The sequence below is a fragment of the Salmonella enterica subsp. diarizonae genome (assembly GCF_008692785.1).
Classification (GTDB): Bacteria; Pseudomonadota; Gammaproteobacteria; order Enterobacterales; family Enterobacteriaceae; genus Salmonella; species Salmonella diarizonae.
Window position 1 is genome coordinate 158,136 of record NZ_VXJV01000005.1, and the last position, 16,560, is coordinate 174,695.

The window sequence follows — 16,560 nt, forward strand, 5'->3', positions numbered from 1 at the left end:
TCCGGCCTATAACAGAGCGTAGTGCCATCGGATACCACTTTTATTTAAATCCGACCACCGGATGCTGCTTATACGGTGTTTCGAGTTCGGCAATCTGCTCCGGTTTGAGCGTTAAATCAACGGCATTCAGCAACTCACCTAACTGCTCTTCACGCGAAGCGCCGATAATCGGCGCGGCGACGCCTCGTTTGCTGAGCAGCCAGGCCAGCGCGACCTGCGCTCGCGTTGCGCCAAGCGCCTCGCTGACGCCAGCCAGCCGTTCCGCTATTTGCGCATCATTTTTATCGCTTTCATCGTATAAATTTTTGCCCACGTCATCCGAGACCAGCCGGGCCGTGGTTTCTCCCCAGGGGCGAGTTAAGCGCCCGCGCGCCAGTGGACTCCACGGAATCACGGCGACGCCTTCCTGCCAGCATAGCGGCAGCATCTCACGCTCTTCCTCGCGGTAGATCAGGTTATAGTGATCCTGCATGGTGACAAACGGCGCCCAGCCGTGTTGTTTTTGTAGCGCCAGCGCCTGGGCAAATTGTGAGGCGTGCATTGAGGAGGCGCCGATATAGCGGGCTTTACCCGCCTTCACCACTTCATTTAGCGCGTTCAGCGTTTCTTCTATCGGCGTGGTGTAATCCCAGCGGTGGATTTGCAGGATATCGACATATTCCATTCCCAGACGGGCGAGGCTATCGTCAATGGAGCGCAGGATTTGCGCGCGGGACAAACCTTCCGGCAGATCGCCAACGCGATGAAAGACTTTCGTCGCCACCACCACCTCGTCGCGCCGGGCAAAATCACGCAACGCGCGACCGACAATCTCTTCGCTGCTGCCGTCGGAATAGCTGTTAGCGGTATCAAAAAAGTTAATGCCGCCCTCAAGGGCGCGCTTGATGATGGGACGGCTGCTCTCTTCGGGAAGCGTCCAGGCGTGATTGCCGCGACTCGGCTCGCCGAATGTCATACAGCCCAGACAAAGGCGGGAAACCTGAAGATCCGTATTTCCTAAGGTGTTGTATTGCATTACTCCGCTCCTGTTATACCCGTCACTCTTTAAGCATAGCAGGAGCGAAGAGGGGATTATGCCAGCCAGGCCTTGATTTTGGCTTCAATGCCTGCGGCGTCGAGCCCCAGTTCCGCGCGGGCTTCTTCCTGAGTTCCTTGCGGGATAAAGAAATCCGGAAGGCCGATATTCAGCACAGGTACAGGTTTACGATGGGCCATTAGCACTTCGTTTACGCCGCTGCCAGCGCCGCCCATAATAGCGTTTTCTTCCAGCGTCACCAGCGCTTCATGCTGCGCGGCCATCTCCAGAATTAACGTGTCGTCCAGCGGTTTAACAAAGCGCATGTCGACCAGCGTGGCGTTCAGCGCTTCGGCGACTTTCGCCGCCTCAGGCATTAAGGTGCCAAAGTTCAGAATCGCCAGTTTTTCGCCAAGACGCTTCACAAGGCCTTTACCAATAGGCAGTTTTTCCAGCGGGGTTAGCGCCACGCCCTGTGCATTACCGCGTGGATAACGTACTGCCGTTGGGCCGTCGTTATAGTGATACCCGGTAAATAACATCTGGCGACATTCGTTTTCGTCGCTTGGCGTCATGATCACCATATCCGGGATGCAGCGCAGATAGGAGAGATCGAACGCGCCCTGGTGCGTTTGTCCATCCGCGCCAACGATACCGGCGCGATCGATGGCGAACATAACCGGCAGTTTCTGGATAGCGACGTCATGGATGACCTGGTCGTAGGCGCGTTGCAGGAAAGTAGAGTAGATCGCCACGACGGGCTTATAGCCGCCAATCGCCAGACCTGCGGCGAAGGTGACGGCATGCTGCTCGGCGATGGCGACGTCAAAATAGCGATCCGGGAATTTACGTGAAAATTCCACCATGCCGGAGCCTTCGCGCATTGCCGGGGTGATCGCCATCAGCTTGCTGTCTTTGGCGGCAGTTTCACACAGCCAGTCACCGAAGATTTTTGAATAACCTGGCAGACCGCCGCTACTTTTCGGCAAACATCCGCTGGAAGGATCAAATTTAGGCACCGCATGGAAAGTGATCGGATCTTTTTCCGCGGGCTCATAGCCGCGGCCTTTTTTGGTCATGATATGCAGGAATTGCGGGCCTTTCAGGTCGCGCATATTCTTCAGCGTGCTGATAAGCCCCATTACATCGTGACCATCGACCGGCCCGATGTAGTTAAAGCCGAGTTCTTCGAACAATGTTCCCGGCACAACCATACCTTTAATATGTTCTTCGGTACGCTTGAGCAGTTCTTTGATCGGCGGTACGCCCGAGAAGACCTTTTTTCCGCCTTCGCGCAGGGAAGAGTAAAGCTTACCGGAAAGTAGCTGCGCCAGATGGTTGTTGAGTGCGCCGACGTTTTCCGAAATCGACATTTCATTGTCGTTCAGAATGACCAGCATGTCGGGCCGGATATCGCCTGCATGATTCATCGCTTCAAACGCCATACCGGCAGTGATTGCGCCGTCGCCAATCACGCAGACGGTGCGGCGATCTTTGCCTTCTTTCTCCGCCGCCACGGCAATACCGATACCGGCGCTGATGGAGGTGGAGGAATGCCCAACGCTCAGTACGTCGTATTCGCTTTCGGCGCGCCACGGGAACGGGTGCAGACCGCCTTTCTGGCGAATGGTGCCGATTTTGTCGCGACGGCCGGTAAGGATTTTATGCGGATAAGCCTGGTGACCGACATCCCAGATCAACTGGTCAAACGGGGTGTTGTAGACATAATGCAGCGCCACGGTAAGTTCTACCGTGCCCAGCCCGGAAGCGAAGTGCCCGCTGGAACGGCTTACGCTGTCGAGTAAGTAGCGGCGTAGCTCGTCGCAGAGTTTCGGCAGACTCTCTTTCGGTAACAGTCGTAACTCCTGGGTGGAGTCGACCAATGCCAGGGTAGGGTATTTGGCTATATCAAAACTCATCGCAAGCTCATTGGATATGGGGTTTATTTATCACGCTGGATTATGTAATTCGCTAGCGCTTCCAGTGCCGAGGTGTCCAGTGATTGTGCGGCCAGTTGATTTAACGACTGACGGGCGTCCTCTATCAGGTCCCGGGCTTTATTCCGGGCTTGCTCAAGACCCAGAAGTGCAGGATAGGTACTTTTGCCAAGCTGCTGGTCTGCGCCCTGACGTTTACCTAACGTTGCAGTATCGCCCACCACATCCAGAATGTCATCCTGAACCTGGAAGGCAAGGCCGATACTCTCTGCGTAGCGGTCAAGTATCGGCAGAGTATTCCGTCCTTTATCGCCCGCACTCAACGCGCCAAGTCTAACGGCGGCGCGAATGAGCGCGCCAGTCTTATGGCGATGAATGCGTTCCAGCGCGTCCAGAGTTATCTGTTGGCCTTCTGCCGCCAGATCCAATGCCTGACCGCCGCACATTCCGGCGATACCGCTGGCGTTAGCCAGTTCGGCGATCATCGCGATACGATCGCGATCGGCGACTTCCGGCATCAGCGCGTCACTGATAATGGCAAAGGCCAGAGTTTGCAGCGCATCTCCCGCCAGGATGGCGTTGGCTTCGCCAAATTTAATATGGCAAGTCGGCAGGCCGCGGCGCAAATCGTCATCGTCCATTGCCGGCAAGTCATCATGGATCAACGAATATGCATGGATGCATTCGACCGCTGCGGCTGGCGCATCCAGCGTTGCCGTACTGACGCCAAACATTTGACCGGTGGCGTAAACCAGAAACGGCCGCAGGCGCTTACCGCCTAATAATGCGCCATACTGCATAGCTTCGACCACGGGAGTGTTCTGAAAGGGCAGTGGCGCGATAAAACGGCTCAGCGCCTGATTCGCTTGCGCTACGCAAGCCTGTAGCTGCTGCGTAAAGTCCATTTACTCATTATCCGCGATAAAAGGCTCAGGTGAAGCCCCTTCATTATCAGACAGCAAAATTTGCACGCGCTGTTCCGCTTGCTGCAGTTTTGCCTGCCCCTGACGCGCCAGTTGTACGCCGCGCTCAAATTCATTCAGCGCGTCTTCCAGCGGCAAATCGCCGCTTTCCAGGCGGGTAACGATATGTTCCAGCTCGCTCAGCGCAGTTTCAAAGCTGGCGGGCGCCTCATTTTTCTTCGGCATAATGACTGTTTGACTCTCTGTAATGGCAGCACAAGTCTATGGTAACGGACTCACACTGATAAGCAAATAACGCGCAATGGTAAGGGGAAATGCGCAAGATGTCCGTGATAGTGATATACTTCCGCGCCTGGATGCAGCCGTAGGTATGGGCTGCTGTACTATTTCTCCACGACAAGCCTTAGATAGCTTGCTAAAGAACCATTGCCGCCATGAAGTTTATCATTAAATTGTTCCCGGAAATCACTATCAAAAGCCAATCTGTGCGTTTGCGCTTTATAAAAATTTTAACCGGGAACATCCGTAACGTTTTAAAGCACTATGATGAGACCCTCGCAGTTGTCCGTCACTGGGATAACATTGAAGTTCGTGCCAAAGATGAAAACCAGCGTCTGGCGATTCGTGATGCGCTGACCCGCATTCCGGGGATTCACCATATTCTTGAAGTCGAAGATGTGCCGTTCACTGATATGCACGATATTTTCGAGAAAGCGTTGGCGCAGTATCGCGAGCAGCTTGAAGGCAAAACCTTCTGCGTGCGCGTAAAACGTCGCGGCAAACATGAGTTTAGTTCCATTGAGGTGGAGCGCTATGTGGGCGGCGGATTAAATCAGCATATTGAATCGGCGCGCGTGAAGCTCACTAACCCGGATGTGACGGTACATCTGGAAGTGGAAGATGACCGCCTGCTACTGATCAAAGGGCGTTATGAAGGTATTGGCGGTTTCCCGATTGGCACCCAGGAAGATGTGTTGTCGCTGATCTCTGGCGGTTTCGACTCCGGGGTCTCCAGCTATATGCTGATGCGTCGCGGCTGTCGCGTACACTACTGCTTCTTTAACCTTGGCGGCGCGGCGCATGAAATCGGCGTTCGTCAGGTGGCGCATTACCTGTGGAACCGCTTTGGCAGCTCCCATCGCGTGCGTTTTGTGGCGATTAACTTCGAGCCGGTAGTCGGCGAGATTCTGGAGAAAGTCGATGACGGTCAGATGGGCGTCGTACTCAAGCGCATGATGGTGCGCGCGGCGTCGAAAGTGGCGGAACGTTACGGCGTACAGGCGCTGGTGACCGGCGAAGCGCTGGGCCAGGTGTCCAGCCAGACGCTAACCAACTTGCGCTTGATCGATAACGTGTCTGACACGCTGATCCTGCGTCCGCTGATCTCTTACGATAAAGAGCGTATTATTAATCTCGCCCGTCAGATCGGCACCGAAGATTTTGCCCGCACCATGCCGGAATACTGTGGCGTGATTTCAAAAAGTCCGACGGTGAAAGCCATTAAAGCGAAAATTGAAGCCGAAGAAGAAAATTTCGACTTCAGTATTCTCGATAAGGTGGTAGAAGAAGCGAACAACGTCGATATCCGTGACATCGCCCAGCAGACCCAGCAGGAGGTGGTGGAAGTAGAAACCGTTAGCGGTTTTGGCGCCAACGATGTGATTCTGGATATCCGTTCTGTCGATGAGCAGGATGATAAGCCGCTGAAAGTGGAAGGCGTAGACGTCGTTTCTCTGCCGTTCTACAAGCTGAGCACTAAATTCGGCGACCTCGACCAGAGCAAAACCTGGCTGCTGTGGTGCGAACGCGGCGTAATGAGCCGGCTACAGGCGCTCTATCTGCGCGAGCAGGGGTTTGCGAATGTGAAGGTGTATCGCCCGTAATGGCCGTTTGTCCCGGACCAGTGCGTGCCGGGGCAAAGCGCATTCCGTTAATGTAGCGGGGCGAGCGCGTGTAGTAACTGGCTGGCGATGTGTGGAATGGCTTCTGCGCTAAAAAATCCCATTGTCACCGCAATCGCAATTAACTTCTCTTTATTATCCAGAAGCGGGCAGGCAATAAACTGCGCGCCAGAGATCCCTTGCGTTGGAGGGTAGCGAACCGCATAACCCTCCATTCTCGCCTGGTTAATCGGCTCTGCTCGTGCTTCGTCTTGCGCCTCAACATCGGTAAAACTCATCAACACTTGTCCTGCACCGCTGGCATGGAGCGGAACCGGCGTATTGGGAAGAAAATCGATATCATGTTCCGGGTGCCGACGCGACAATCCCGTTACTCTGGTGGCAATTATGCGCCAGCCTCTGTGTGGCGGTATAGGATGATTCGCGTTTGCGCTACGGTACGCATAGTTGAGTGTGAGGCGCTTTCGTTGTGACCGGTGAGCTGGCGGGAAGAATGCTGTTTTATAGCAATGTGATGAGCGGAGCGCCGTGGTTCTAATTAGCACGGAGACCGGATAGAGCTCGCCCGGTGGCGCTACGCTTACCGGGCCTACAGAACCAAGCATGTTGCAGGCCGGATAAGGCGCGTCAGCGCCGCCATCCGGCAATGCATTTATTCGTAGTAGTTATAAATCCCCGCCGCCATCACCAGTTGCGAAGCCACTTCATGCGCTTTTTCACGACCGACCAATAGGTCGATGATTTTCAAGCCAAAATCGATAGTGGTACCCGGTCCCTGGCTGGTTAATAATTTTACCCGCGCATCCCACACCACACGCTTATCCTGCCACTGTTCGGCGGGGATCTTATCCTTCAGCGCCGGAAAACCGGTCATATTGCCGATAGGGAAGATATTATGCGGCACGAGCACCGTAGCGGCTGCGGCGCAAATGGCTGCGACAATGCGCCCGGAGCGGTGAAACTGTTTTACGGTTTCGACCAGCAGCGGGCTGTCGCGAAAGCACTCGGCACCCTTAAGACCGCCGGGCAACACGATGATGTCATAATCGCCGTCGGCAACTTCAACCAACGGCGCATCCGCCAGCAACTTCACGCCGCGCGAGCAGACAATAGTCAGGTTGCCATCGCTGGCGACGCTGGCGGTGGTGACGTGGATTCCGCCGCGAACCAGCAGATCGATAGTGGTGACCGCTTCGGTCTCTTCACTACCAGGGGCGAGGCATACCAGTGCCTGAGCGCTCATACTCACTCTCCTTTCGCTTTACCATTTCAAACAGGCGGCTATTTTCCGGAACGGCGAGACCATGCACGCGGGCGCGCTTGAGTAAATAACCGGTGATGTAGTCAATTTCGGTATGGCGCATGGCGCGCACGTCCTGCAACATGGATGAGATGTTTTCTGCCGTACTGTCAATCACTTGCTCAACATAATAGCGTAAATCGTCTGCCGATGTGTGGTAGCCTTCACGTTCAATCACCGCAGCGACCTCTTCGCAAATCGCGTTGATTTCATCTGGATGATGGCGCAGCTCGCCGTTCGGGCAGTTCCAAAGCGCGGTGAGCGGGTTGATAACACAGTTGACTGCCAGTTTGCGCCACATCTCTGCGCGGATATTGTTATGCCAGGCGACATCGGGCAGTACCCCCTGCAGGATATCGGCGAGATAACTGTAATCGCCGTCTTGCTCGCGCGCCGGGCCAATATGCGTAGTACCGTTGGCGACATGAATAATGATATTACCGTCGCGGCGCGCAGCGTGAGTAATAGTCCCCATCAACATCGGCTGCTGGATATTTTGTAGTTCTTCTATGGTTCCCATTCCATTATGAATGAGCAGGATCGGCGACGTCACCGGTAGGGTTGACGCCAGGGTTCGTACTGCGTCGGAAACCTGCCACGCTTTCAGCGTGACTAACAAGAGTTCGCTCTTCGCCAAAAAATCCGGATCGTTTGCCGTCAGTGATTCGTTGAAAAAAGAACCATCGGTGTCGATCAGATTTACGCTGCAATAAGGTTGTGGCACCCGTAGCCAGCCCTGTACGTCATGTCCGTGTTTGCACAGCGCCGAAAGCCAAAGTTGTCCTAAGGCTCCGCATCCCAGTACAGTAATTTTCATTGTTCCTCCTCACCTGCAACAGCGCCAGGTGTTATGGCGCTAATTATAGCGTCATCAGCTAAGCTTCTCGTTAAGCCTCGTTGCAGGTATTATGCAACGCAACGAAAATGAAGGGAGAAGAAAAGATGCCATCTTTCGATATTGTTTCTGAGGTTGATCTGCAGGAAGCGCGTAACGGCGTGGATAACGCGGTCCGCGAGGTTGAGTCTCGTTTTGACTTTCGTGGCGTAGAGGCGAGCATTGAACTGAACGATGCCAATAAAACCATCAAGGTGCTGAGCGAGTCCGATTTCCAGGTCAATCAGTTGCTCGACATTCTGCGCGCCAAGCTGCTTAAACGCGGCATTGAAGGCGCTTCGCTGGATGTACCGGATGAGTTCGTGCACAGTGGTAAAACCTGGTATGTGGAAGCGAAGCTCAAGCAGGGCATTGAAAGCGCCGTGCAGAAGAAAATCGTCAAGCTGATTAAAGACAGCAAACTGAAGGTGCAGGCGCAAATTCAGGGGGAAGAGATTCGCGTGACGGGCAAATCACGTGACGATCTGCAATCGGTAATGGCGCTGGTACGCGGCGGTGATTTAGGCCAGCCGTTCCAGTTCAAAAACTTCCGCGATTAAGTTGTTATGCCGGATAAGGCCTCACTGCCATCCGGCAATTCTGCATTCATCCTTTGCTGATAAGCTGTTCAACTTCAAAGCGATTGGTCACTTTACTGTCGATTTTGACGTAAGCGGAATGCTCTTCCGCCACGATCAGCGCTTCGCTTACGCCTTTCATTGCCAACAGTCGCTGTTTTAGCCTGTCGTCAGCAACGATATCCGCTGGAATTTCCACGCGCAGGCTGCTGACATAGGGCGGTTCTTTCATGGTACTTGCCACCGCCAGCCATACCATCGCCAGTACGGCCCCGGCAAGGAAGACGGTTTGCCCATCAAACGTGCCGTCTATCCAGCCGCCCAGCGAGCCTCCAAGCGCCACGCCAAGAAACTGACTGGTAGAATAGACGCCCATCGCCGTTCCTTTATACCCTGCGGGCGACTCTTTGCTAATAAGAGAAGGTAGCAGCGCCTCCATCAAATTAAAGGCGAGGAAAAAGAGTTGTACGCCAATTACCAGCTCCCAGAAATGCTGGCCCGCTCCCCACAACACGATTTCTGCGACGATAATGAGCCCCACGCAGAACAGGAATACCTGTTTCATCCGCCGTTTGACTTCAGCGTAGATGATGAAGGGCACGACGGCGGCAAAGGCGATCACCATGGTCGCCAGATACACCTTCCAGTGTTCGGCGGCAGGGAAACCGGCATCGGCAAGTTGACCGGGCAGGGCGACAAAGGTGGACATTAATAAAATATGCAGACACATGATGCCGAGATTGAGTTTGAGCAGCCTCGGTTCCGCCAGCACTTTACTGAAGCTGCCTTTGACCATCCCGGACTCTCGATTCAGCACATGGTTGGTACTGTTGGGAACTACCCAGATCGTCAGAATAATGCCCAGGGTGGCGAGGGCGGCGATCATCCAGAACAGCGCGTTCAATCCCAGACTATGGGTAACGATCGGCCCTAATACCATCGCAATCGCGAAAGTGATACCAAAGCTGACGCCGATAAACGCCATCGCTTTGGTGCGGTTTTGCTCGCGGGTGAGGTCAGACAGTAGTGCCATGACGGCGGCGGCAATAGCGCCGGACCCCTGTAGTGCGCGCCCCAGAATAATGCCCCAGATTGAGTGGGAGAGAGCGGCAATGACGCTACCCGCGACAAATACAGCCAGTCCGCCGACAATTAGCGGCTTACGGCCAATGCGGTCGGAAAGCAGTCCAAAGGGAATTTGAAAGATAGCCTGCGCCAGACCGTAAATGCCGATCGCAATACCGATTAATGCTTCGCTGGCACCCTGTAGCGCCATGCCGTATGTGGTCAGAACCGGCAGGACCATAAACATGCCCAGCATACGCAACGAAAAGACGGTCCCTAAACCCCAGGTGGCGCGCAACTCCCCAGGCGTCATTTTGTAATCGTTCATTCCCACCTCTGTATAAAATTCGCACCTAGTGTAAAGCGCTACGTTGGTTGGGTAAATATGCGCTTTATTAACAAATGTTGTGGTGGTGAGGGGAGGCGAAGGAAGACGAAAATGCCGGATGGCGATACTCACGTATCTTATCCGGCCTACAAAAGCACGTTACCTGTAGGCCGGATAAGCGTAAGCCGCCATCCGGCATAAAAGGTGGGACGATTTACTGCGAATATAAGCAAATATTCACTTCAACATATATCTTAACTTTGTTTAGGCACTTTCACCCGAAAAGGTGAAAGTGCCTGTATTGACGAGTAAGCAGATGATTAACCTTTCTGCATCAGTCGCAGATTTTTCAGCGTCTGATAATCAGTAGATTGGTTTGGATAGATAATTTGAATATCCAGTTCAATATCTTTCTCTGGAGCGATAACGTGGCCTGGTTCACTATCCAGATAGACGTTGCCATTGACTGATTTTTCGGTATTTAACTGAACCCAACTGCTTTCAGTTTCTAACCATTCAGGGGATACTTCAGCCCCCTCAGGCAATAAGAAAGACAGCTCCCATTTATCAACTTCAGTATCAGCAGAGCTGAGAATAAGTTTATAACTATAAATATAATTTGTGCTGGGCCAGGTATCGGCCCAATCCCCGGCGAAGGATTGAGTCACTTGTAATGCGCGAGTTTCGCTTACGGTAACAGTGGTTTGTGTCATATTGTTGCCACTGTTAATAATACCCAAAGGCATTGTAAGCTGGCAGGTTAGCGTTGCTTTTCCCTGACCTTTACCCTCTACAGGAATACGTACATTGACCGTTTCATTGCCCGGAATATTCAGAGTTTGTGAATAAAATTCGGCAGAAAAAACGGCGGAGTTACTGGAAGATGCTGAGACAGTCACTCCTTCCACAGCTTCACTGGTATTGTTATGGATTTGCAGTAGTGCAGAATATTCTTCTCCCTCCTCCAGAACAATTTCACTTTCGATACTCATGCTTAAATCAACGTTGCGGGTGCCTGCGGACACAACGGAGTTCACCTCATCGTTCCAGTTTCCTGTCGCCAAAGGAAAATCAATAAGAGAGGATATGCGGAGCCCCGGCGAAACGGTCAAAGTAGCTCCGTCAAGGTACAAACCGGAAACCAGCGTGGCGTCTTGATCCATATTATTAACAACGGAAGAAACACCATCATGTTCACCCACGATAAAACCATAACCTTCCAGGTCTTGTTTAGTAAGAGCAACATTCGGTGAGATAATTAAGATGTCACCCATTTCCCCCCCGTTAAAATCGACATTGGTATAAAGTGCCAGTTTGCCTGATGGGCATTTATCGGCACCGGATTCGTTTTTAATTAAATAGACATCTTGCTCGCTCATAAGAGACTCCTGTTTATCAAATTGAAATTGTATGGGTTGTTAATTAACGGAGAGAGTAACTCTGCCGTGGAATTACTTTATCTTCATTTCATCGATATACAGGAATCATTTGAGATAAATATATATAACAGCGTATATAAGCTAATTAATTTTATTTTTATCACATCTAAAATTAACAGTGATAAGCAGATAAAATTTATAAATTGTTTTATTTTTAAACGAAAAATGCCGGATGGCGATACTCACGTCTCTTATCCGGCCTACAGTAACGTGCTTTGTAGGCCGGATAAGGCGTCAGCCGCCATCCGGCATAGAAGGTGTGACGATTAGCTTACCAAACGTAAGTCAGCAGATTCTGTGAATTCGGCACCATAAAATCAACGGACATCATGATGCTCAGCGCGGTAATGGCAATGATAGAGAAGCCGAACAGCTTGCGCGCCCAGACTTTATCATCTTCCACTTTGTAACCGCGCAGCGCCATGCCGAGCCACCAGACGCTGACCGCCGCGGCGACCACCAGGTATTTGTAACCGGCATAGCCACCCAGGGTCAGCATTAGCGTAGCAACCGCAAACGCGATGATATACAGCGTGATGTGGTTTTTAGCGACTGAGATCCCTTTTACCACCGGCAGAACCGGAATATTGGCCGCCTGATAGTCCTTAAAGCGGAAAATGGCGATGGCATAAGAGTGCGGCATCTGCCAGAGGCTGAAAATTGCCAACAGGATCGCCGCGCCGCTGTCGAAGTCGCCCGTTACGGCGCAGTAGCCAATCACCGGCGGCGCTGCGCCGGAGAGAGAACCAATCAGCGTTCCGTAGACGGAGTGCCGTTTCATGTACAAGCTGTACACGCCAACGTAGACCACGAAGCCCATTACCCCCAGCCAACAGGCCAGAGGATTGGCGCCAAACCACAGCAGCATAAAGCCAGCAATACCCAGCAGGGTGGCGTATACCAGCGAGACGCCAGGAGAAATCAGGCCTTTGACCAGCACCCGATTCTTGGTCCTTTCCATCTTCCTGTCGATATCCCTGTCGATGTAGTTGTTAAATACACAACCCGACGCCACAACCAGTGACACCCCGACCAACGTGTAGATAAACAGGGGATAGTCAATGCTGCCCTTTGAGGCCAGCAGAAATCCCCCGATCACTGAGATCAGGTTGCCAAAGATGATGCCTGGTTTCGTTACTTGCAGGTATTGCTTAAACATCATACTCGCCGCTCTTAGTGCATCATCATGTTGTAGTTGAGGTTCCACATAATCCAGATGGAGCCAACAACCAGGATGGCGATGATCAGCACGGTAAAGATAAAGGCCGTCATGTTCCAGCCTTCATCAGATTTGGTGTTCATGTGCAGGAAACACACCAGATGCACCAGAATCTGTACCACTGCCATTGCCAGGATAGATCCCAGAATAACGGCCGGAGAGGCAGCGCCAGTCATTACCATCCAGAATGGGATAACCGTCAGGATGACCGACAGAATGAAGCCGGTCATGTACGTTTTTACGCTGCCGTGGGATGCGCCGCCGCTCTCGGTAGAATGACTCATTACATCGCCCCCATCAGATAAACAACAGTGAACACGCAAATCCAAATCACATCCAGGAAGTGCCAGAACAGGCTCAGGCACATGATGCGGGTACGGTTAGTGCTGGTCAGACCGCGACGGGCGACTTGCACCATCAGCACCGCCATCCAGATAAGACCGGAAGTGACGTGCAGACCGTGAGTACCGACCAGCGCGAAGAAGGCCGACAAGAAGCCGCTGCGATCCGGGCCCATACCGTTAACAATCAGGTGATGGAATTCATAGAGTTCCATCCCGATGAATCCGGCGCCAAACAAGAAGGTCAACGCCAGCCAGGAGATAACCTGGCTCTTGTTGTTCTTGTGCATGGCGATCGCCGCCATGCCGTAGGTGATGGAGCTAAACAACAGCAGGAAGGTTTCGACCAGAACGAACGGCAGTTCGAAAATGTCCTTACCTGTCGGGCCACCAGCGGTGCCGTTCACCAGAACGGCATAGGTTGCGAACAGAATAGAGAACAGAATGCAGTCGCTCATCAGGTAGATCCAAAATCCGAAGATTTTGTTCTGGCCTGCGTCATGGTGCCCGTGTTCGTGCGCGTGGGCAGTCGCGTGCGTTAAAGTATCAGTTGCCATTTTTCAGCCCTGCCTTAGTAATCTCATCGAAATGCTGGTTTTCCAGTTTTTCGACGTCGCGAACCGGCACGTAGTAGTCCACATCTTCATCAAAGCTTTTTACAATCCAGCTGATGATCATGCCTGCGAAACCCACTATCGCCAGCCACCAGATATGCCAGATCATGGCGAAGCCAAATACCGTCGCGAAGGCGGCGATAACAATACCGGCACCGCTATTTTTCGGCATATGGATCTCTTCATACTGTCCAGGCTGTTGGTACGCTTCGCCTTTTTCTTTCATTTCCCAGAAGGCGTCACGTTCGTGAACGTGCGGCACAACGGCAAAGTTATAGAACGGCGGCGGAGAAGAGGTTGACCACTCCAGCGTACGCCCCCCCCATGGGTCGCCGGTCAGATCGCGGTTCTGATCGCGGTCGCGAATAGAAACGAAGATCTGAATCAGTTGGCACAGGATACCCAGCGCAATCAGCGCGGCGCCGGCGGCGGCAACCATCAGCATCGTATGGAACTGCGGATCAATTTGCTGGCTCAGGCGACGGGTCATGCCCATGAAGCCCAGTACGTACAGCGGCATAAAGGCCACAAAGAAACCGATAATCCAGAACCAGAAGGCGCGTTTACCCCAGGTTTCGTTCAGTTTGAAGCCAAACGCCTTCGGCCACCAGTACGTCATACCCGCGAAGCAGCCAAACACCACGCCGCCGATGATCACGTTATGGAAGTGCGCAATCAGGAACAGACTGTTGTGCAGGACGAAGTCCGCGCCCGGTACCGCCAGCAGAACGCCGGTCATACCGCCGACCGAGAAGGTCACGATAAAGCCGATGGTCCACAGCATTGCGGAATGGAAGACGATACGGCCCTGATACATGGTGAACAACCAGTTGAAGATCTTCACCCCGGTCGGGATGGCGATAATCATGGTCGTGATACCGAAGAAGGCGTTAACGTTCGCGCCCGCGCCCATCGTGAAGAAGTGGTGCAGCCAAACGATAAACGACAGTACGGTAATACAGACGGTCGCCCAAACCAGCGAGGTATAGCCGAACAGACGTTTACGCGAGAAGGTCGCTGCGATTTCGGAGAATACCCCGAAGACCGGCAGAATCAGAATGTACACTTCCGGATGGCCCCAGGCCCAAATCAGGTTGATGTACATCATCATGTTGCCGCCCATATCGTTGGTAAAGAAATGGGTGCCCAGATAGCGATCCAGGGTCAGCAAAGCGACGGTAACCGTCAGAATCGGGAAAGAGGCGATGATCAGTACGTTGGCGCACAAAGAGGCCCAGGTAAAGACCGGCATCTTGAACATTGTCATACCCGGTGCACGCATCTTCAGGATCGTCACGAAGAAGTTGATACCGGTTAACGTCGTACCAATACCCGAGAGTTGCAACGCCCATATCCAGTAATCGACCCCGACGCTGGGACTGTACTCTATTCCCGATAGCGGCGGATAAGCCAGCCACCCCGTCTGCGCGAATTCACCCACGCCCAGCGAGAGGTTAACCAGGATAACGCCGACAACGGTGAACCAGAAGCTCAGGTTGTTCAGGAAAGGGAAAGCAACGTCGCGCGCGCCGATCTGCAGCGGAACCACCAGGTTCATCAGACCGATAACGAAGGGCATTGCCACGAAGAAGATCATGATTACGCCGTGAGCGGTAAAGATCTGATCGTAGTGGTGCGGCGGTAGAAAACCCGCTTCGCCTGCGGAGGCAAGCGCCTGCTGGCTACGCATCATGATGGCATCGGCGAAACCACGTAACAGCATTACAATCGCAACGATGATATACATGATGCCGAGGCGTTTATGGTCAACCGACGTTAACCACTCTTTCCATAGGTAGGTCCACTTACCGAAGTAAGTAATCGCTGCCAGTATCGCCAGTCCCCCGACGATAATTGCAGCGATCGTTACCATGACGATGGGTTCATGGAACGGTACTGCATCCAGTGATAATTTTCCGAACATCTTATCTTCCTCAACCCTTGGAGTTGGCGGATTCCGCGTGGCTCATGTCCATGCCTTCCATCCCTTCATGCGAGCTGTGCTCACCTTCAGGTTGGGTCATGTCCATACTCTTACCGTGGTCCATGAATTTGTTAATAACATCCTTGAACAAATCCGGTTTCACGCTGGAGAAATATTCCACCTTGTTGTACTCGCTTGGCATAGCCACTTTCTCGAACGCCGCCATATCATTCATGGTGTTCGGAGACTGCTTCGCTTTTGCGACCCATTGGTCGAACTCTGCGCGGTCTCTGGTGGCGATAGCTTTAAACTTCATACCAGAGAAGCCCGGGCCGCTATAGCTGGCGGAAATGCCATCGTAGCTTCCGGGTTCGTTGGCGATCAGATGCAAACGCGTTTGCATACCGGCCATGGCATAAATCTGGCTACCCAGACGCGGGATAAAGAAGGAATTCATCACGGAGTTGGAGGTCACTTTGAAATAAACCGGCGTGTTCGCCGGGAAGGCGATCTCGTTGACGGTGGCGATACCCTGCTCCGGATAGATGAAGAACCATTTCCAGTCCATGGAAACCACTTCGATGGTGATCGGTTTTTCGTCATGCACCAGCGGCTTGCTTGGTTCAAGCGCGTGCGTGGTTTTCCAGGTCAGTACGGCAAGGAAAATGATGATTAAGATAGGCACCGTCCAGACCACAGCTTCCACTTTATTGGAGTGTGACCAGTTCGGGCTATACTTCGCATCTTTATTACTCGCACGATACTTCCAGGCGAAACCAACAGCCATCAAGATGGCGGGAATAACGACGATCAACATCAGGCCAAATGCCGTCAGTATCAGCGAACGTTGCTCCAGTCCAATCTGTCCTTTGGGATCCAGCAGCGCAGAATTACAGCCACTGAGTAATGCAGTGCCTGCAATTAATGACAACCATCCCAAACTTTTATTGTATTTCCTGAGTCTCATTTAACGACCTCAATTCCACGGGACCTGGTGGCGTTTAAAGTGTAGGGGCATTTTACGGTAAGGTTACATTACTGTAAACATGATTGGTTCTGTGTTACCAAGTTCTGCCGTGCGTGTCACATATGTTGCCAAGTG

16 protein-coding genes are annotated in these 16,560 nt (G+C 52.7%); 2 read left to right on the top strand and 14 right to left on the bottom strand.

Annotated features, from left to right (window positions below; translation table 11 throughout):
* Window positions 1-40: 40 nt before the first annotated feature.
* From F4V72_RS11945 to xseB, 4 genes are read right to left on the bottom strand one after another with little or no spacing between them, the layout of a single operon-like run.
* Window positions 41-1,015: an aldo/keto reductase gene (locus F4V72_RS11945; protein WP_053529235.1), complete on the bottom strand. Its 975-nt coding sequence runs from the start codon at window positions 1,013-1,015 to the stop codon at window positions 41-43.
* A gap of 56 nt (window positions 1,016-1,071) precedes the next feature.
* Entirely contained in the window at window positions 1,072-2,934 is a 1,863-nt protein-coding gene (dxs, locus tag F4V72_RS11950; protein ID WP_023246157.1) for a 1-deoxy-D-xylulose-5-phosphate synthase, read from the bottom strand.
* A gap of 23 nt (window positions 2,935-2,957) precedes the next feature.
* Window positions 2,958-3,857, bottom strand: a complete 900-nt coding sequence (gene ispA / locus F4V72_RS11955) for a (2E,6E)-farnesyl diphosphate synthase (protein WP_079813400.1) — start codon at window positions 3,855-3,857, stop codon at window positions 2,958-2,960.
* Window positions 3,858-4,100 (bottom strand): exodeoxyribonuclease VII small subunit, encoded by a 243-nt coding sequence (gene xseB / locus F4V72_RS11960; RefSeq protein WP_023246159.1) that lies wholly within the window; start codon window positions 4,098-4,100, stop codon window positions 3,858-3,860.
* Between the two features lie 209 nt (window positions 4,101-4,309).
* Here xseB and thiI point away from each other — a divergent pair, with 209 nt between their 5' ends.
* Window positions 4,310-5,758: a tRNA uracil 4-sulfurtransferase ThiI gene (gene thiI, locus F4V72_RS11965; RefSeq protein ID WP_136058431.1), complete on the top strand. Its 1,449-nt coding sequence runs from the start codon at window positions 4,310-4,312 to the stop codon at window positions 5,756-5,758.
* A gap of 47 nt (window positions 5,759-5,805) precedes the next feature.
* On the opposite strand, the gene F4V72_RS11970 is transcribed toward thiI, so the two are convergent.
* From F4V72_RS11970 to panE, 3 genes are all read right to left on the bottom strand, one after another.
* The gene (locus tag F4V72_RS11970; protein WP_223232419.1) at window positions 5,806-6,141 is read right to left on the bottom strand and encodes a hypothetical protein; all 336 of its coding nucleotides are present in this window, start codon (window positions 6,139-6,141) and stop codon (window positions 5,806-5,808) included.
* A gap of 287 nt (window positions 6,142-6,428) precedes the next feature.
* On the bottom strand, window positions 6,429-7,019 hold the full coding sequence (yajL, locus tag F4V72_RS11980; RefSeq protein ID WP_063390202.1) for a protein deglycase YajL: 591 nt from the start codon (window positions 7,017-7,019) through the stop codon (window positions 6,429-6,431).
* On the bottom strand, window positions 6,982-7,893 hold the full coding sequence (gene panE / locus F4V72_RS11985; protein ID WP_000705814.1) for a 2-dehydropantoate 2-reductase: 912 nt from the start codon (window positions 7,891-7,893) through the stop codon (window positions 6,982-6,984). Before panE ends, yajL begins: the two co-directional genes overlap by 38 nt.
* Before the next feature lie 125 nt (window positions 7,894-8,018).
* Here panE and F4V72_RS11990 point away from each other — a divergent pair, with 125 nt between their 5' ends.
* The gene (locus tag F4V72_RS11990) at window positions 8,019-8,510 is read left to right on the top strand and encodes a YajQ family cyclic di-GMP-binding protein (RefSeq protein WP_023246164.1); all 492 of its coding nucleotides are present in this window, start codon (window positions 8,019-8,021) and stop codon (window positions 8,508-8,510) included.
* 46 nt (window positions 8,511-8,556) lie between these two features.
* Here the strand turns inward: F4V72_RS11990 and F4V72_RS11995 are convergent, their stop codons facing one another.
* The 7 genes from F4V72_RS11995 to cyoA form a co-directional block, all read right to left on the bottom strand.
* A complete protein-coding gene (locus F4V72_RS11995) occupies window positions 8,557-9,921 on the bottom strand; it encodes an MFS transporter (RefSeq protein ID WP_001000931.1) in 1,365 nt (454 codons plus the stop codon).
* A gap of 320 nt (window positions 9,922-10,241) precedes the next feature.
* Complete coding sequence (locus F4V72_RS12000) at window positions 10,242-11,300, bottom strand: peptidase inhibitor family I36 protein (RefSeq protein ID WP_053529237.1); 1,059 nt, start codon at window positions 11,298-11,300, stop codon at window positions 10,242-10,244.
* A gap of 331 nt (window positions 11,301-11,631) precedes the next feature.
* On the bottom strand, window positions 11,632-12,522 hold the full coding sequence (gene cyoE, locus F4V72_RS12005; RefSeq protein WP_000971352.1) for a heme o synthase: 891 nt from the start codon (window positions 12,520-12,522) through the stop codon (window positions 11,632-11,634).
* Window positions 12,523-12,533: 11 nt separating this feature from the next.
* Window positions 12,534-12,863, bottom strand: a complete 330-nt coding sequence (locus tag F4V72_RS12010; protein WP_000019878.1) for a cytochrome o ubiquinol oxidase subunit IV — start codon at window positions 12,861-12,863, stop codon at window positions 12,534-12,536.
* The gene (locus tag F4V72_RS12015) at window positions 12,863-13,477 is read right to left on the bottom strand and encodes a cytochrome o ubiquinol oxidase subunit III (RefSeq protein ID WP_023246682.1); all 615 of its coding nucleotides are present in this window, start codon (window positions 13,475-13,477) and stop codon (window positions 12,863-12,865) included. The genes F4V72_RS12010 and F4V72_RS12015 overlap by 1 nt, the downstream gene beginning before the upstream one ends.
* Window positions 13,467-15,458, bottom strand: a complete 1,992-nt coding sequence (cyoB, locus tag F4V72_RS12020) for a cytochrome o ubiquinol oxidase subunit I (protein ID WP_000467156.1) — start codon at window positions 15,456-15,458, stop codon at window positions 13,467-13,469. The genes F4V72_RS12015 and cyoB overlap by 11 nt, the downstream gene beginning before the upstream one ends.
* A 10-nt stretch (window positions 15,459-15,468) precedes the next feature.
* Window positions 15,469-16,425, bottom strand: a complete 957-nt coding sequence (gene cyoA / locus F4V72_RS12025; protein ID WP_023246683.1) for a cytochrome o ubiquinol oxidase subunit II — start codon at window positions 16,423-16,425, stop codon at window positions 15,469-15,471.
* Window positions 16,426-16,560 lie beyond the last annotated feature (135 nt).

What these genes read in the sequence shown, in the direction of transcription:
- F4V72_RS11945 (WP_053529235.1), bottom strand. Translation starts at nt 1,015, where the DNA reads ATGCAATACAACACCTTAGGAAATACGGATCTTCAGGTTTCCCGCCTT.
- dxs (WP_023246157.1), bottom strand. Translation starts at nt 2,934, where the DNA reads ATGAGTTTTGATATAGCCAAATACCCTACCCTGGCATTGGTCGACTCC.
- ispA (WP_079813400.1), bottom strand. Translation starts at nt 3,857, where the DNA reads ATGGACTTTACGCAGCAGCTACAGGCTTGCGTAGCGCAAGCGAATCAG.
- xseB (WP_023246159.1), bottom strand. Translation starts at nt 4,100, where the DNA reads ATGCCGAAGAAAAATGAGGCGCCCGCCAGCTTTGAAACTGCGCTGAGC.
- thiI (WP_136058431.1), top strand. Translation starts at nt 4,310, where the DNA reads ATGAAGTTTATCATTAAATTGTTCCCGGAAATCACTATCAAAAGCCAA.
- yajL (WP_063390202.1), bottom strand. Translation starts at nt 7,019, where the DNA reads ATGAGCGCTCAGGCACTGGTATGCCTCGCCCCTGGTAGTGAAGAGACC.
- panE (WP_000705814.1), bottom strand. Translation starts at nt 7,893, where the DNA reads ATGAAAATTACTGTACTGGGATGCGGAGCCTTAGGACAACTTTGGCTT.
- F4V72_RS11990 (WP_023246164.1), top strand. Translation starts at nt 8,019, where the DNA reads ATGCCATCTTTCGATATTGTTTCTGAGGTTGATCTGCAGGAAGCGCGT.
- F4V72_RS11995 (WP_001000931.1), bottom strand. Translation starts at nt 9,921, where the DNA reads ATGAACGATTACAAAATGACGCCTGGGGAGTTGCGCGCCACCTGGGGT.
- F4V72_RS12000 (WP_053529237.1), bottom strand. Translation starts at nt 11,300, where the DNA reads ATGAGCGAGCAAGATGTCTATTTAATTAAAAACGAATCCGGTGCCGAT.
- cyoE (WP_000971352.1), bottom strand. Translation starts at nt 12,522, where the DNA reads ATGATGTTTAAGCAATACCTGCAAGTAACGAAACCAGGCATCATCTTT.
- F4V72_RS12010 (WP_000019878.1), bottom strand. Translation starts at nt 12,863, where the DNA reads ATGAGTCATTCTACCGAGAGCGGCGGCGCATCCCACGGCAGCGTAAAA.
- F4V72_RS12015 (WP_023246682.1), bottom strand. Translation starts at nt 13,477, where the DNA reads ATGGCAACTGATACTTTAACGCACGCGACTGCCCACGCGCACGAACAC.
- cyoB (WP_000467156.1), bottom strand. Translation starts at nt 15,458, where the DNA reads ATGTTCGGAAAATTATCACTGGATGCAGTACCGTTCCATGAACCCATC.
- cyoA (WP_023246683.1), bottom strand. Translation starts at nt 16,425, where the DNA reads ATGAGACTCAGGAAATACAATAAAAGTTTGGGATGGTTGTCATTAATT.